This window comes from Massilibacteroides sp. (genome assembly GCF_028705895.1).
Classification (GTDB): domain Bacteria; phylum Bacteroidota; class Bacteroidia; order Bacteroidales; family Tannerellaceae; genus Massilibacteroides.
Genome location: NZ_JAQWCQ010000044.1, coordinates 14,715 through 31,032 on the forward strand (window position 1 = coordinate 14,715; position 16,318 = coordinate 31,032).

A 16,318-nucleotide genomic window follows, 5' to 3' on the forward strand; every position below is an offset into this window, starting at 1 on the left:
TTTATTTATTGAAAAATATTGTTGTAGTTTGATACAGGCAAATTCATTTCCTGCACATTCAGACTGAAATCTTTTTTTGTTTTGTCCCACATAGCATATACAGAGTGGATTTCACTGCTATCTGCATTGTATGTGTAGGTTGTCTGATAAAAAGGATCCCAGTCCTCAGATTTGCTATTCCAACGAAAGGCTTTTTTCTTCATTACTTTTCCGGCTTCATTGTAAGCAAATTCATATTTCACCTCTTTGTTCAAAAGGCCTTTATCCTGAAGAAATACTACTTTGGAAATTACTTTTCCATTTTCTTCTTTTGTATCATAAATATAATTACGTGGAGAAGACGCGCTTATCGCAAGACTGCATATAAACATTGCAACAAGAGCAAAAATACTTTTCGTTAATACAGACTTTTTCATGACGATTTGTTTTTATTAAATTGTAATGCAAACATACGAGTAGTTTAGATATCCTGCAATAGTTTGTTTACAAATTGTCACCTAATTATCCATATTTAACTAATTTAAGACCTTTTTTATGGAAAATAGAGATGCGCGAATGTTGATTTATTATCGTTTCAAGCTGTAAGTCAACCACAACGCATAAAAAACAAGAAAACACAACATTAAGACTATGTTTTTCAACAGATGATGTTTTTAACAATTAAATTACGAATCGTAAGTTGAAGACTATTTTATCCAATTCCGGATCTACACCCGACCCAAATAATCATCCACAAAATAATTCAGGAATTTATTAAAACGATATAGTTTTTGATAATCAGAAAGACTCTTCTCAACCCAATCTTTCTGCGTAAAAAAATGGTCGGGTTTATAGGACACAACGGCAAAGTCCTTGTGGCGAATAATATCATTATAAATAGAATCAGGATATCCTGCAGGGTTACGTTTTAGCACTTCCCCATCCAGGCCCGGGAATACTTTCTTGAAAGAGGGATCTTCCAAAATTTCAACAAATTCGTCTATCTGATTAAATATTTCTTGTCTTAGTTTTTTTAATAAGGGTGCCGGAGGCATCCATACTCCACCGGACAACAAACATCTACCCGGCTCCAGATGAAAATAATATCCGGCACGTTCGCTTCCTCTTCCTCCTTGCGATATGTAGGCTGAGAAATGCGTTTTATATGGTGTTTTGTCGGGAGAAAACCGGATGTCCCGATAAATGCGAAACAAACAATTCTTAGCTTCTAATCCGGCAATATCCGTATCAAAAAGAGAGATGCGATTAATTAGCTGCTGCACCTCATCAATAAATCCTGCCTTTAGTGCTTCATATCTGGATTTATTTTCCTGAAACCATTCGCGGTAGTTATTTTCTTTTAATTCTGAAAGGAATTGTAATACTTCTGCATTCATTTTTTTCGGATTTTAATACACAAACATACGAATATTGTCAGAAGTAATAACCAAGATTCATATAGAACTGCACCTTGTCGGTCTGATCGGAAATACCAAGACTGGCATTTAGCGGACCGGCAACGCTGTTAAATCCGTATCCAATACTTCCGCCCCAGATATGCTTACCATCTGTTATGTTTTCAAGACGATCATGGTGCATTCCAAAATTACCGATAAGCGAAATGAAATGATTATTCCCGATTCGTTGCCGTAATTGTATTTTCCCAATCAGTATCGAATTGGAGGTAACTTCCATTCGGTTAATGCCGGTAAAAGGCATTTGTTGAGGTAAATACTTGCTAAACACTTCTCCTCCTAATACATTAAGATAAGGATAGGCGGGGTTGTCTCCAAGCAGAGTTCGTCCATAGACAAAGGGTAGCAGGCTTAGATGTGAACTGAGCGGAATGACTGTTGATGCACAAGCAGAAAGGGAGGAAAATGGCGACTTTCCTTTATATTTCAGAAAGTTGTCCGTATGAATCTCATACTGAGCACGGAAAGAAACACCCTTGTTTGGGAAATAACCGCGATCAAAGGTCTCGAAATGAGCCAGAGCAAAATAATTTATAAAATCTTCGGGTTTCAGATGATATTCTTGCGAGCCTTCAGAATATAAGAATCTGTTATAGTCATAATATTCATACCGGATACCGGCCTGAAACTTGAAGTTCAGCCAGTTCATATCTGTATATCCGAACTCGGCAAGATGGTGAAGATAGGTGGTATTGTAGAACTTTTCCCCTTTTTGATAGATGTCTATGTCTTTGTAATCTAACATGTAGGCGATATTAAAATTACGAAGCGGATTGTTCTCGATGGTGTAATCAAGCCGGGCATACGAACTTTCGCTGACACGCCCTGTAATGGCAAACTGCGAACGAAACCGCGAACGATAATCCAATGTTGCATTCAACAAAATAGCCATGATCTCCTCCGTGTCAAAACGCACGCCCAGATTTAAGGAACTCATCGCCTTTGCTTCTGTACTTAGAATCAATTCATCCTGATTCTGGCCGGATAGTTTATAGCTTACATTTGAATACAGATCTGTTCCAATAATTATATCCATTGCCCTTTTTAATTGAGCAATGGTTGTGTAACTATTCTCTTTTAACTTGCAAAGTTTAAGAAGCCAGTTCTCATCTCTCGGATCAATGCCGGCAAAACTTATTGAACGGATATAGAATGTTTCATCACAATTTGAGGTCGGGTCTTTTGAATACGCTCTTTTTTCTTGCTTAAAATCATCGGAGATACCTATTTTTTTCTTTAAAGCAATCAACTCATTCCATCTTGCGCGCGCTTCTTGTTCTCCTCTGTTTATTAAAGTATCCAGAGCTATCGAGTTAAAGCTGGCAGCATTATAGGGAGACATATTAGGACGAAGCAGCAGATCCGTCATCTCCTTATTCTTTTCATACTTTTCATTGCCGTGCAGCGCAATAATCTGGCCGATAACATCACCGGGAGTATTGATTTGCTTCAGTTTCTTCAAATCACTGGTGCCAAGATCAATACCTATAATTATTTCCGCCCCCATCCGGCGAGCTATATCGGCAGGGTAATTATTATTTAATCCACCATCTACCAAGACCATGCTATCCAAGCGGACAGGAGTAAATACCGCGGGGATGGCCATGCTTGCCCTCATGGCAAGAGGGAGACTTCCTTGGGTAAAGACGTATTCTTTGCCATCCACAACATCTACAGCTACGCAGGCAAATGACTTTTGAAATGAACCAAAATCAACAGCATCGTGATAGCCAATCGTGAGATTAGAAAAAAGATTTTGAAGGTTTTGTCCTTTTATCACACCTTGTATTGTGCGGTCTTTTTTTTCTTTTCCAAAGGGAAGGGAGAGTATATAACGTTCGGATACTTCTTTTTCGGGGAATGACTGACTACTGCGTGCAATCCGGTCACTTAGCAACATTGTCCAATCTTGCGCTTTTACAATACTATCAATCTTTTCCGGAGTATAACCAATCGAGTAAAGTCCGCCAACGATAGCGCCCATACTGGTTCCTACCACATAGTCAATCGGAATACCAGCCTTTTCAATAACTTTCAGAGCACCAATATGGGAGACGCCTTTTGCTCCCCCACCTCCCAAAACAACGGCAACTTTTTTCCGTTCACCTGCTGCAGATTGAAATACAATGATGATAAGCAGAAAAATAGACAAGATTTTTTTCATCCACTAAGTGTTTACAGCAGACAAAAATAACCGCTTTACGCGACTTAAACAAGTAGGCTTTCCATATCTATTTGGTCAGAATAAAGAGCAAGGCTGATTTATCAATTTAATAATTGTCGAAAAGCTTCGACCGCGCCAGCATACAAGCGCCAATAACGCCTGCTTTATCTTTCAACTTAGACAGAACAATAGTAGAATCTTTATTTACCAAGTTAAGAGAATACTTTTTTACTGCCGTTTTTATCGGCTGCATAATATAATCCTCCGTAGCGGAAACTGTCCCTCCGATAATGACCATCTCCGGATTAAAGATATTAATAAGTCCCGCAATCTGACTTCCCAATTTCTGACCGATTTCCTCAACAAGATCAATACAGAGAATATCTTCTTTATTTACAGCTTCTATTATATCATCCAAAGTAATCGGTTCCTCATTCGTAATTTGAGCAGAAAGCGAAGAAGAAGCCCCCTTACTCACCTGCTCATATAACCTTCTATGCATTGCACTTCCCGAAGCCTCCGTCTCAAGGCAGCCCTTTTTGCCGCAATGACATAGAATCTCGTTATCATAAGTCTTCACATGCCCGAACTCTCCCGCAAACCCGGATTTTCCGGTATATATCTTTCCATTAATAATAATACCTATAGCTAAGCCCCAGCTTATATTTATGAAGATGACGTTTTTCTCATTATTTACACATCCTGCCAGGTATTCACCATAAGTCATGGCACGCGTATCATTATCAATCGTAACCTTATAGCCCAACCTTTCGTTTAAAATATCACTAAGAGGAATTTCATTAAAATAAAAAATACTATAACTATAACCGGATTCGGGATTTACCCTCCCTGAAATATTAACATCTATATTTAATATCTTATGTTTATCTACCCGTTGACGATCAATAAACTTAGTAATAATAGAACACAAATCATCTAATGCCTTTTGCGTATTTTCCAATTGATACGGAATACCCATCTTCAAGTCAACCATTTCACCTTTGAAGTTAATCAGTCCGATATTGATAGCAAACTGCTTAATGTCAACTCCGATAAAATACCCCGACTTAGGATTAAGGCCATAAAGATTAGGATATCGTCCACCGGCGGTTTCTAATTTTCCATAGTCGTCGATATAACCTTCATCATGCATTTCCATAATGAGTTTTGTCACCGTAGGCACACTTAAATCAAGCTCCTTGGACAATTCAGTTAATGTAGAACTTCCATTTTTAATATAATAATTTATTATATTTTTTTTTATCTGAGCGTTTTTAGTGCCTCTTTCTATCTCTTGAAGTAGTGCCGTATTCATATTCAACTATGTAATATCCTATCCAGTATTAAGACAAATATACATTATTATGTTTGATTTCTTAATTAATCAAGGAATAAATAACAATTTGCAAAACATCGTTTTAGTCACACAAGATCACAAAATTCATTCATTTTGATTTTTTATTAGCTGAAAAACTACCATATTATCCTTACTTAAGCCAAACAACACATTAAATAGATTTTTAAAGAAATGTAATAAATATATATCAAGAAGAAGAATAACGTGATAATATATCACAGGTAGCACCTTTTTAGTAAATATTTTCTGTTAACACGCCGCTATAGTAAAATATTTTATTAAATACACATTGTTTAAAAAAACTGTTATTACATTTGTTGCAGATGATTGCGTGAATATACCTCAAATAATATAACAAAATAAGCATATGAACAACCGCCGTAATTTCATTAAAAAGTTTTTTCTCACCGGAGTGTCTGCAACTGCCTTGCCTTTATGGGCAAGAAGCAATGACGAAGAGGCAGAGATCCTCCATTCAAATGAATTAATTGTACCTAAAAAAAACGGATTGGCTATAACAGGCACTTTTTTGGATGAAATATCACATGACATACCTCATCAAAACTGGGGCGAGAAAGAATGGGATATGGATTTCAAGCATATGAAGAGTATCGGTATCGATACGGTTATTATGATTCGTTCGGGATATAGAAAGTTCATAACCTACCCTTCCTCTTATCTGCTGAAGAAAGGTTGCTATATGCCTTCCGTCGATTTGGTTGATCTTTATCTCCGGTTAGCGCAAAAATATGGAATGAAGTTCTATTTTGGTCTGTACGATTCCGGAAAATACTGGGACACCGGCGATCTATCATACGAAATAGAATCGAATAAGTATGTAATAGACGAGGTTTGGGAAAAATACGGAAAGAAGTATAACAGCTTCGGAGGCTGGTATATCAGTGGCGAAATAAGCCGCAAAACAAAAGGGGCGATCGACGCTTTTTCCAAAATGGGAAAACAATGTAAAGACGTGTCCGACGGTCTTCCTACATTTATATCTCCCTGGATTGACGGAAAGAAAGCGGTTATGGCTGCTTCCGGTGAATTATCAAAAAAAGATTCGGTATCCGTTCAGGAACACGAAAAAGAATGGGGTGAAATATTCGATGGTATAAAGGGAACTGTTGATGCTTGTGCTTTTCAGGATGGGCATATTGATTATGATGAATTAGATGCCTTTTTCGAAGTAAACAAGAGACTTGCAGACAAATACGGTATGCAATGCTGGACTAATGCAGAAACATTCGACCGCGACATGCCGATCAAGTTTTTACCTATCAAATTCGACAAACTAAGAATGAAACTCGAAGCAGCCAAACGTGCAGGCTATGACAAAGCCATCACGTTTGAGTTCTCTCATTTCATGAGTCCTCAGTCTGCATACCTGCAAGCCGGACATTTATACAATAGATATAAAGAATATTTTGACATCAAATAAGAGAACTAAAGGATGAATAAGACGGTTAATATTCGGTACATTAGTTTTCTATCTTTAGTGGCAGCCTTAGGTGGCTTCTTATTTGGATATGACACGGCTGTAATCTCAGGAACAATAATAAAGGTTTCCAGCCAGTTTTCGCTTGATGTGATCTCTCAGGGATGGTATGTGGGGTGCGCATTGATAGGATCTATTCTCGGAGTTATGTGCGCCGGCATACTAAGTGACAATTACGGAAGAAAAAATACCCTTTTTGTTGCCGCCATATTGTTCTCTGTTTCAGCAATAGGTTGTGCTGTTTCAACGAATTTCAATGCTTTGGTTATAGCACGGATAATAGGCGGAATAGGCATTGGAGTAGTTTCTATTATATCTCCATTATATATTTCGGAAATCTCTGTTCCTCACTATCGAGGACGCTTGGTTTCACTCTATCAGTTGGCTGTAACGGTAGGCTTCTTAGGAGCTTATCTTATTAATTTCGGATTATTGCATTATTCGGAAGGTGACTTTTCGGAATATACACACCCTTTATTTGTCAAAATATTTCAAACAGAAGTTTGGAGAAGTATGCTGGGAATGGCTGCCATACCTTCTGTTCTGTTTTTTATTGTTCTGTTTTTTATTCCGGAAAGCCCCAGATGGCTTATTCTTAAATCCCGGAACGAAAAGGCACTCACTACTTTAAGCCGAATTTACGGATCAAGGGAAACCGGTGCTTTTGAGATGAATGAAACGCAGAGAACAATTGGCAATGAAACGAAAGTCCATTGGCGTGAACTCTTCGAGCCTGGGATACGCAAGGCAGTTCTTATAGGAGCCGCTATTGCCATATTAGGGCAGTTCATGGGAGTAAATGCCGTTCTGTATTACGGGCCTTCTATCTTTGAAAGTAGCGGATTATCGGGTAATGATTCTTTATTTTACCAGGTGATTGTCGGATTAGTAAATGTCTTGACTACTGTACTGGCCATGTTCTTCATAGACAAGGTCGGACGCAAAGTCTTGGTTTACTTTGGAGTAACAGGTATGATTTTCTCCCTTTTGCTGATTGCATTCTATTTCTATAAAGGAGCAGAGTTAGGCATTCCAAGTGTCTTCTTATTGGTTTTCTTCCTATTATACATCTTTTTCTGTGCCGGTTCTATTTCCGCAGTCATTTTTGTGCTGCTATCCGAAATGTATCCGATAAGGGTTCGCGGACTGGCGATGTCAATAGCCGGTCTTTCTCTTTGGGTCGGTACTTATCTGATCGGACAGACGACTCCTTTCCTGTTGGAGACCTTACGCCCGGAAGGGACGTTTATGCTTTTTGCAGTCATGTGTATTCCTTACATGTTGATTGTTTGGAAGTTAGTTCCTGAAACAACCGGGAAATCCTTAGAGGAAATAGAAAAATATTGGAAAAGTTAACGCAAATACAAAACAATCAATTTTATAAAGATGGATTTTAAAAAATTAAAAGAACAATACAAACTGGAACTATTAGACAATGTGCTTCCATTTTGGATTCAACACTCTCAGGACAAAGAGTTCGGTGGTTATTTTACATGCTTAGAGAGAGACGGAGCGGTTTACGACACGGACAAATTCATATGGCTTCAAGGGCGTGAAGTCTGGATGTTTTCCATGCTATATAATAAGGTAGAAAAAAAGCAAGAATGGTTAGATTGTGCCATACAAGGTGCAGAGTTCTTAAAGAAATACGGCCATGATGGCAATTACAATTGGTACTTCTCCCTTGATCGCGAAGGAAATCCGCTGATAGAACCGTATAATATTTTTTCTTACACTTTTGCAACCATGGCTTTTGGACAATTAAACATAGCTACCGGTAATCCGGAATATGCTGAGATTGCCCTCAAGACTTTTGAAAATATACTTTCAAAAACGGATAATCCGAAAGGCAAATGGAATAAAGTTCATCCAAATACGCGAAATCTAAAGAATTTTGCCTTGCCGATGATCTTGTGTAATCTTGCTCTTGAGATAGAACACTTATTGGATGAAAAGCAACTATTAAATCTGATGGAGACTTGCATTCATGAGGTTATAGATGTCTTTCATCGTCCTGAATTAGGAGGAATCATCATTGAAAATGTGACTACAGACGGAGAATTATCAGATAGTTTTGATGGACGCTTAGTTAATCCGGGGCATTCCATAGAAGCCATGTGGTTCATCATGGATCTTGGGAAACGACTGAACCGTCCGGAACTGATTGACAAAGCTGTGGATATTACGTTGCGCATGATTAAATATGGCTGGGATGAAAAATACGGCGGGATTTTCTATTATATGGACAGAAAAGGTTTTCCTCCGCAACAGTTAGAATGGGATCAGAAATTATGGTGGGTACATATTGAGACACTTATCTCTTTATTGAAAGGATACCAACTGACAGGCTCTCAGGAATGCTTAGATTGGTTTGAAAAAATACATACTTACGTTTGGACACATTTCAAAGACGCGGAACATCCGGAATGGTTCGGCTATCTGAATAGAAGAGGAGAAGTTCTGTTAACACTCAAAGGCGGGAAATGGAAAGGCTGTTTCCATGTTCCGAGAGGATTGTATCAATGCTGGAAAGTATTGGAAGATTTATCAACAAAGGTCAAATAATAGTTTTAGTAATGATTTTTGAGAATAAACAGAAGGTGGCCTTAGAAGTATTCACAATGATACTTCTACTGGCTGGCATTTCAGGATGTAGTAATACAACCAAACAGAAGACTATAGTAGAAGAGACACATTCTGTAATTGGCAAACATCCTAAGGATATGGTATTAATTTATGATGGAGGTGCACATCGGAATATTCATTGGACAAATGAACATTTCGCTCCTTACGTTTCGTATAAGGATCAGGATGGAAGTGACAAGTGGTTATTTGACGGTTTTCTCTTTCTTGAATTCAAAGATGGAAACGGCAGATGTTTCGCCTCCTATTATGAAAAAGAAGGAGCGCGTAAAACAGAATGGGAAGCATTAGTAAATAATTATTTCCGCAAGGGGAATGCCGTAGTTGCTTTGGATGAACAAATCCGGAAAGTTATCAAGGAAACAAACCTGCAAGTTCCGGAAAAACGAAAAGTCGTTTTATGTCTTCCTGAACCAATTCCTGATCAAAAAGACTGGGGAACTATTGATCAGGATCAGATGGATTTTTCGAATAAGACCGACCGACTCAAAGCTTGTCAGTGGTATATTGATTATGCAACCAAATGTTTTCGGGATGCATCACCGGAATATCTTGAGCTAACAGGTTTTTACTGGATTGCTGAGGAAGCAACGAACAGCCGTGATTTAGCGCTGGATGTAAGCAAGTACATACATGAAAAAGGGCTTAATTTTTATTGGATTCCCTATTTTAAATCGGATGGGCACCTTGACTGGAAAACATTCGGGTTTGATAAAGCCTATTATCAGCCCAATTATTTCTTCAAAGAAGACCGGCCCATTTCACAGATTGAAGAAGCCTGTCAGACAGCAATTGCTAATGGGATGAGTCTCGAAATGGAATTTGATGAAAATGCTTTAGAAAGAAAAGGCTGGGGATACAGATTAGAGGACTACATCAATGTATTCCAACAGTTTGGCGCATTGGACTCTATGGATATAGCTTATTATCAGGGAGGAGATGCCTTCTACAAACTATTCCATTCTGATAATTCTAAAGACAATGAATTATACCGTAAACTGGCAGATATAATTGCCAAAAGACAAGAAAATAAATATTAACTCTAAAACAAAGTAAATTCATGAAAAAAGGGCGAATTCTTTCTTTAGTGGGAAGAACACATTTCTCGTTCGTTTTGAGCTTTTGCGCTCTGATGTTTTTTAGTGCAGTCTCCTATGCACAAGTAAATGTCAGGGGAGTCGTGACAGACTCTAATAACGAACCTTTGATTTCGGTGAATGTGATTGTAAAGGACACAAGAGAGGGTACGGTAACTAATATCGATGGCGAATTTAGTCTCACAGTGCCTGATGCTAATTCTATTCTCGAGTTTTCGTATGTTGGGTTTAAAATGCAGGAAATACCGCTTAAAGGACAGACATCCCTGAATGTTGTGATGAAGGAAGATACTGAGTTGTTAGACGAAGTAGTTGTCACGGCATTAGGTATAAAACGCGAAAAAAAGGCCTTAGGATATGCCATGCAGGAAGTTAAAACCGAAGGACTGACTGAAATAAAATCCGCAAGTGTTGCCAACTTACTACAAGGAAAGATCGCGGGTGTACAAATCTCGCAATCCGGTGCAGGTTTAGGGAGTTCTACGCGTATCGTGTTGCGTGGATTAAATTCATTAAGTGGACAGAACCAACCGCTATGGGTTGTTGATGGAATTCCAATTAGTGATGGCCAGGCAGAGGCGGCAGGACAATGGGGCGGTTTGGACTATTCCGGAGCTGCAGCAGATATCAACCCGGACGATATCGAATCTATCTCCGTATTGAAAGGAGCTAATGCGGCTGCGCTATACGGTTCGAGAGCACAGAGCGGAGCAATTATCGTTACAACTAAAAAAGGACAGAAAGGCCAGCCTTTACAAATTGAGTATAATGGGAGTGTCAATTTCAACAAAGTTTATAATTCATATGACTACCAGAACATATATAGTCAGGGAACAAATGGACAATACAGTGCTGATGCCACCAGTAGTTGGGGAGAATTAATGGATGGAAGCAGGACAGTACAAAACTGGCGTTCTACGAAGTATGGAGAATCGGGATACTCTGACTATAAACTTCTTTCACAAAAAGACTATATAACAGAATTTTATCGTACAGGAGTTAGTTATAATAATAGCTTGGTTGCATCCGGAGGAGGAGAAAATGCATCTGCAAGGTTATCTTTTACAGATTCAAGAAATGATGGTATTACGCCGAATCATTCTATTAACAGACAGTATTACGACCTAAATGTTCAATTGAACAATAAATATATTAGTACGGGCGCAAAAATTAATTTTATGCGTCAAAAGGCAAGTAATCGTCCGGCACAGGCAGAGTATGGGGTAATGCAGTCTTTGGTAAGAATGCCTCGCGGTATTCGTTTGGAAGACCTGAAAGATCCTGTAGGTTCGGATGGATATCTTCAGAATTGGAGCGGACCGAGTAATGAATATTTGAACCCATACGCATTAACATTACCGGCAAACGGAAATAACGATGAACGTAACCGTATAATAGGTCAAATATATGCGACAGGTCATATTACAGATTATCTGAGTTTAACAGGACGTGTAGGTATGGACTGGTATAATGATCAGGTGAAAGTTTACAGTACGTATATACAGAAATCGTCAACCGCATCACAATACACACATTCGCAGCGTACAAACCAAGAGTTCAATGCAGACTTAATGTTGAACTTCGACAAAACGTTCGGAGACTTCGCTGTTACAGCGAATGTCGGTGCGGCAACCATGAATGTAAAATACAATGGGCTCTCGGGTTCTTCAGGACTATTGAATTTAGCCGGATTAGTAACATTAGGAAATGGACTAAATCAAACAGTTAGTGAAGGATACAGCAAGAAACAAGTGAATTCTGTTTTGGGAAATGCGCAGATCGGCTATAAGAGTATGCTTTATCTTGATGTGACAGGGCGTAATGATTGGTCGTCCACTCTTCCATCAAACAACTGGTCTTATTTTTATCCCTCTGTCAGCCTGAGTGCGATTGTATCGGAAATGGTAAAATTACCGGAACAAATCACGTATTTGAAACTAAGAGGCTCATGGGCTCAGGTTGGGAATGATACATCTCCGTATTCATTGACTAATCCGTATTCATTAGGGCTGACGATCGGAGATGTCCTGAATGCAGAAACTTCCGGAACCTATCCTTTGTCCAACCTAAAACCGGAAGAAACAAAATCCTGGGAAATGGGAACGGATCTAAGAATGTTTGATGGTCGTTTAGGGCTTGACTTCACCTATTATAAATCAAACACGACCAACCAGATATTGAGTGTAGGCATGCCTGCTTCTTCTGGCTATACCAGCAAACGAATTAATGCGGGACAAATACAAAGTTCCGGTATTGAGTTGATGGTAACAGGAACACCAATTCAAACAAAAGATTGGCAATGGGATGTGAACCTGAACTGGGGTACAAACGAATCAAAATGTATTAGCCTCGACGGATCTATCAAACGTTTCACATTAGGTTCTACTCGTATAGGAAGCGTAGTGGTTGATGAAGGAGGAAAGTTTGGCGATATTGTCTCAATCGGCTACAAAAGAGATGATTCAGGCAGAATCTTAGTTGATGATAATGGCTTCCCTATTAAAGCTTCTGATCAGACAATAGGCAATATTTTACCGGATTGGACAGGCTCAATCGGAAACACTTTCCGTTATAAACATCTTTCCTTATATATGCTTGTAGATATCCGTCAAGGTGGAGACTTTATTTCCATGACTGACAACTATGCAAAACAAACCGGAACATCTGCTGCTACGTTAGACAGAACAAACGGAATTGTAGTTGACGGAATTGTAGAATCAACAGGACAACAAAACCAGAAAGAGGTTAGTATGGAAAACTATTATACAAATATTGCCGGCCCGAATGGTATTGGAGAAGCATTCTTATATAAAGGTTCATACATTAAGATGCGTGAAATGTCTTTGGGTTATACTCTTCCTTCTTCCTGGTTGCGTAATATGCCTATTAAATCAGTAAAATTATCTGCTGTAGGACGTGATCTTTTCTTCTTTAAGAAAGATGCTCCTGTAGATCCGGAAAGTGCGATCACACGTAGTGATTATGCACAGGCATTTGAATATTCTTCTATGCCTCCTACGAGATCATTTGGATTCACGCTTAATGTTAAATTTTAATCCTCAGAAAAATGAAATCTATAATAAAGAAACTTTGTTTATTTAGCTTTTCTTCTTTGATGTTTGTTGCATGTACGGATAGTTTCGAGGACATGAATAAAAATTCACAGACGGCTAATGAAGTAAGTCCGAGTTTACTGTTACCTAAAATGCAGGATTACGGATTCAACAATAATTCGTGGGAATATCAGGTTGGACCAAATCTTCATACGAATTTGTACTCACAGTATTTTGCTAATACAGCAACCTATTTTAATTCCGGTCGTTACGGTTATAACAACGCTTGGGTCAACGATGGTTACTGGAAATCATACTACACCTATCTTCCCAAATATCTGAATATTGTAAAAGAACAGGTAAAAACCCGTACGGACTACACCTACATGTTTCAGGTAATGCGTATTATCTCAGCTATGGGAGCAATACGAACCACAGATGTGTTTGGTGATATTCCTTATACGGAGGGTGGTATTGGTATTAATCAACCCAAATACGACACACAAAAAGACATCTATTACGATGTGTTTAATGAGTTGGGAGAGGCTGTTGATGTACTGAAAAGTAATATGGAAAATCAGAAAGCTTATGGTGAAGAAGATTTATTTTTTAATGGAGATTATGCGAAATGGATAAAGTTGGCAAATTCTCTTCGTCTCAGATATGCTTTGAGAATCTCTTTCATTGACCCCGAGAAAGCAAAACTTGAAGGAGAAAAAGCCCTGAAGGAAGAAATGATGATCAGTAATGCAGACAATGCTGCTGTTCGTAACAGCACGTTAGATGAAGGACATTGTCTTTTCATTATCAGCTATTGGAACGAGTTTCGCATGAGTAAGACAATGGAAAAAATCTTAAAAGAAACCAGTACAGTCGAAGACCCTCGTATGCCGATATGGTTCGGCCAGACTATCGGATGGGTAAACGGAGAGTCCGACATACAATTTCAGGGGACGCCCAACGGATTATCTACTTCTGATTTAGGTTTGGATGAATACAAAGCAACTAATAATTCAAGTGTATGGGGATTTTACGCCTATAAACAATGGAATCTGAATGCAAAAGGATCAAAAAGCGGTACTCCGTCGGGTATTGTGGAAAAGCCTATGATGCTGATGAATTATGCGGAGGTTTGTTTCTTAAAAGCGGAGGCTGCTATACGGGGATGGTCTGGTGCTGGTAGTGCAGCGGAGAATTACGAAGCTGGAATTCGTGCTTCTTTTGAAGAAGGAAGAGCTCAGGTTGAAGACAAATCCGTGATTGACACATCAAAAGATGATACCTACATCACAACAGGATTTGCGAAGTGGGATGAAGCAGCTGACTTTGAAACAAGATTAAAAAAGATTATTACACAAAAATGGATTGCAATGTATCCTAATGGTGATGAGGCATGGAGTGAATTTCGTAGAACCGGATATCCTGATCTGATGCCGATCAGCCAGAGTGAGGAACCATCGATTAATCCTGAGAATGGCGAGTTTATCAAAAAACTAAGATATGTTGATGATGAACGTCGTGAGAATAAAGACAACGCGCTTTCTTCGGACAATAATCAAGGACAAGGTGATGGTATGAATGTTCGTGTTTGGTGGGATACGAAACGATATAAATAATTATGTGTCAGAAAGAGAGAAGGGCGTCTGAGAAAGCCTCTTCTCTCTTTTCATTCAACTAATCCGTGTTTGATAATGAAAAATTACATTCTCATTCTAACAGCCGTCTTCTTTGTTGCTTGTAATTCAATCAGAGTAAAAGAAGAGACAACCGTAAATAAAAACAATGCACTTTCCCAAGATATTTTTCTTCCCGAAAAAAATGGCTACAAACTTGTATGGGAGGATAATTTTAATGGTACGGAATTAGATACGACAAAATGGCAATTAAGATCTATGGGAGCTCGCCGAATCGGTTATAATGACCCGTCAATGGTGAAAGTCCAGAATGGAAATCTCCTGCTGATGTACGACATCAAGGGAGACAGTGTAATGGGGAGTATGATTGGTACCGGTAATACGTTTATGACCAAATATGGTTATTTTGAATGTCGCGCACAATTACAGAAAAGTGTAGGCCCTTGGGCTGCATTCTGGTTTCAATCTCCTCAAATAGCAGATGGGGAAGACCCGGCAAAGTATGGAACTGAAATTGACATTTTTGAATATTTTAAAGAACTTGGAGACGATGTATTAACCCATTGCTTGCACTGGGCATATGGGCCTAATCAACAATCATGTGGCCAAATGGTGAGTCAATACGAAGAGATCTCAGAAGGATTTCATACTTTCGCATTAGAATGGACTCCCGAAAAATACATTTTTTTGATAGATGGATTAAAGTTTCATGAACAAACAGCCGGTTTATCTCATGTGGATGAATATATGATCCTAAGTATGGAAATTCCTGCAAAATTAGAAGGGATAAAAAAAGCCTGTGCTCCAGACACATTCATCGTGGATTATGTGAAGGTTTATAAGCCTGGGCAAACGCATCAAATTTCTATACCACTCTCTCAGTAGCTCTGTTCATGAATATTCTCAAAAAAGCAAATAATATATTTATGCTTTCCCCATTCTACAGTAACTTAGAAAGGGGATAATTATTTAGATGCGCTTACTCTGTTCTTTTGAGAAAAATATTTCTATTATAACATCAATCAAATCAATTAATTATGAGTGTATCTTACAGTGTTTACGAAGTGCCTGACCTGCAAAGTGGAGAACAAGAGAAAACGCATCAGGCACGTGTTTATTCAAACGGGACAATTAAAACCAATGAACTGTGCAAGCTGATCAGCGAGCGTAGTTCTATTTCGGCAGCCGACGTGAAGGCCACCTTGGATTCTCTGAACTTTTGTTTTGACTTTTTCCTGTCTCAGGGGTACAATGTTGAATTGGATGATCTGGGTATTTTTTCTTTAGGATTGAAAAGCTCGAAAGTCAAACGGACGGAGGATAAAACCGTTTTGGGTGTTCATATTAATGGTATTCATTTTCGTCCTTCTGTCAAATTGAAAGAACAAATAGCGAATTTTAAGCTACAGCACAAGGCA

At 38.7% G+C, this 16,318-nt stretch carries 12 protein-coding genes; 8 read left to right on the forward strand and 4 right to left on the reverse strand.

The features are described from left to right. Positions 1 to 5: 5 nt before the first annotated feature. The 4 genes from PHT93_RS11145 to PHT93_RS11160 all read right to left on the reverse strand — a co-directional run bounded on the left by PHT93_RS11145 (position 6) and on the right by PHT93_RS11160 (position 4,933). Positions 6 to 416: a DUF3836 domain-containing protein gene (locus PHT93_RS11145; protein ID WP_300242886.1), complete on the reverse strand. Its 411-nt coding sequence runs from the start codon at positions 414 to 416 to the stop codon at positions 6 to 8. Positions 417 to 707: 291 nt separating this feature from the next. Continuing rightward, complete coding sequence (locus tag PHT93_RS11150; protein WP_300242887.1) at positions 708 to 1,376, reverse strand: DUF2461 domain-containing protein; 669 nt, start codon at positions 1,374 to 1,376, stop codon at positions 708 to 710. A 37-nt stretch (positions 1,377 to 1,413) separates the two neighbouring features. Then, positions 1,414 to 3,618 carry a patatin-like phospholipase family protein gene (locus tag PHT93_RS11155; protein WP_300242889.1) on the reverse strand — a complete coding sequence of 735 codons (2,205 nt, stop codon included), beginning with the start codon at positions 3,616 to 3,618 and terminating at the stop codon, positions 1,414 to 1,416. Between the two features lie 106 nt (positions 3,619 to 3,724). Then, positions 3,725 to 4,933, reverse strand: coding sequence for an ROK family transcriptional regulator (locus PHT93_RS11160; protein WP_300242891.1), 1,209 nt, complete (start codon positions 4,931 to 4,933; stop codon positions 3,725 to 3,727). Positions 4,934 to 5,342: 409 nt separating this feature from the next. On the opposite strand from PHT93_RS11160, the gene PHT93_RS11165 reads away from it, so the two are divergent. The 8 genes from PHT93_RS11165 to PHT93_RS11200 form a co-directional block, all read left to right on the forward strand. After that, on the forward strand, positions 5,343 to 6,416 hold the full coding sequence (locus PHT93_RS11165; protein WP_300242893.1) for a DUF4434 domain-containing protein: 1,074 nt from the start codon (positions 5,343 to 5,345) through the stop codon (positions 6,414 to 6,416). A gap of 12 nt (positions 6,417 to 6,428) precedes the next feature. Next, positions 6,429 to 7,829 (forward strand): sugar porter family MFS transporter, encoded by a 1,401-nt coding sequence (locus PHT93_RS11170; protein WP_300242895.1) that lies wholly within the window; start codon positions 6,429 to 6,431, stop codon positions 7,827 to 7,829. Between the two features lie 30 nt (positions 7,830 to 7,859). Continuing rightward, a complete protein-coding gene (locus tag PHT93_RS11175; RefSeq protein ID WP_300242897.1) occupies positions 7,860 to 9,038 on the forward strand; it encodes an AGE family epimerase/isomerase in 1,179 nt (392 codons plus the stop codon). Positions 9,039 to 9,049: 11 nt separating this feature from the next. After that, positions 9,050 to 10,156 (forward strand): DUF4855 domain-containing protein, encoded by a 1,107-nt coding sequence (locus PHT93_RS11180; protein ID WP_300242899.1) that lies wholly within the window; start codon positions 9,050 to 9,052, stop codon positions 10,154 to 10,156. 20 nt (positions 10,157 to 10,176) lie between these two features. Further along, positions 10,177 to 13,269 (forward strand): SusC/RagA family TonB-linked outer membrane protein, encoded by a 3,093-nt coding sequence (locus PHT93_RS11185; protein WP_300242901.1) that lies wholly within the window; start codon positions 10,177 to 10,179, stop codon positions 13,267 to 13,269. 11 nt (positions 13,270 to 13,280) lie between these two features. Further along, complete coding sequence (locus PHT93_RS11190; protein WP_300242904.1) at positions 13,281 to 14,882, forward strand: SusD/RagB family nutrient-binding outer membrane lipoprotein; 1,602 nt, start codon at positions 13,281 to 13,283, stop codon at positions 14,880 to 14,882. A 75-nt stretch (positions 14,883 to 14,957) separates the two neighbouring features. Beyond that, positions 14,958 to 15,785, forward strand: coding sequence for a glycoside hydrolase family 16 protein (locus PHT93_RS11195; protein WP_300242907.1), 828 nt, complete (start codon positions 14,958 to 14,960; stop codon positions 15,783 to 15,785). Positions 15,786 to 15,937: 152 nt separating this feature from the next. Further along, positions 15,938 to 16,318 (forward strand): HU family DNA-binding protein (locus PHT93_RS11200; protein ID WP_300242909.1); only part of this gene is annotated, 381 nt, incomplete at its 3' end.

Excerpts from the sequence above, each read along its gene's own strand:
- PHT93_RS11145 (WP_300242886.1), bottom strand. The coding sequence starts at position 416 with ATGAAAAAGTCTGTATTAACGAAAAGTATTTTTGCTCTTGTTGCAATG.
- PHT93_RS11150 (WP_300242887.1), bottom strand. The coding sequence starts at position 1,376 with ATGAATGCAGAAGTATTACAATTCCTTTCAGAATTAAAAGAAAATAAC.
- PHT93_RS11155 (WP_300242889.1), bottom strand. The coding sequence starts at position 3,618 with ATGAAAAAAATCTTGTCTATTTTTCTGCTTATCATCATTGTATTTCAA.
- PHT93_RS11160 (WP_300242891.1), bottom strand. The coding sequence starts at position 4,933 with ATGAATACGGCACTACTTCAAGAGATAGAAAGAGGCACTAAAAACGCT.
- PHT93_RS11165 (WP_300242893.1), top strand. The coding sequence starts at position 5,343 with ATGAACAACCGCCGTAATTTCATTAAAAAGTTTTTTCTCACCGGAGTG.
- PHT93_RS11170 (WP_300242895.1), top strand. The coding sequence starts at position 6,429 with ATGAATAAGACGGTTAATATTCGGTACATTAGTTTTCTATCTTTAGTG.
- PHT93_RS11175 (WP_300242897.1), top strand. The coding sequence starts at position 7,860 with ATGGATTTTAAAAAATTAAAAGAACAATACAAACTGGAACTATTAGAC.
- PHT93_RS11180 (WP_300242899.1), top strand. The coding sequence starts at position 9,050 with ATGATTTTTGAGAATAAACAGAAGGTGGCCTTAGAAGTATTCACAATG.
- PHT93_RS11185 (WP_300242901.1), top strand. The coding sequence starts at position 10,177 with ATGAAAAAAGGGCGAATTCTTTCTTTAGTGGGAAGAACACATTTCTCG.
- PHT93_RS11190 (WP_300242904.1), top strand. The coding sequence starts at position 13,281 with ATGAAATCTATAATAAAGAAACTTTGTTTATTTAGCTTTTCTTCTTTG.
- PHT93_RS11195 (WP_300242907.1), top strand. The coding sequence starts at position 14,958 with ATGAAAAATTACATTCTCATTCTAACAGCCGTCTTCTTTGTTGCTTGT.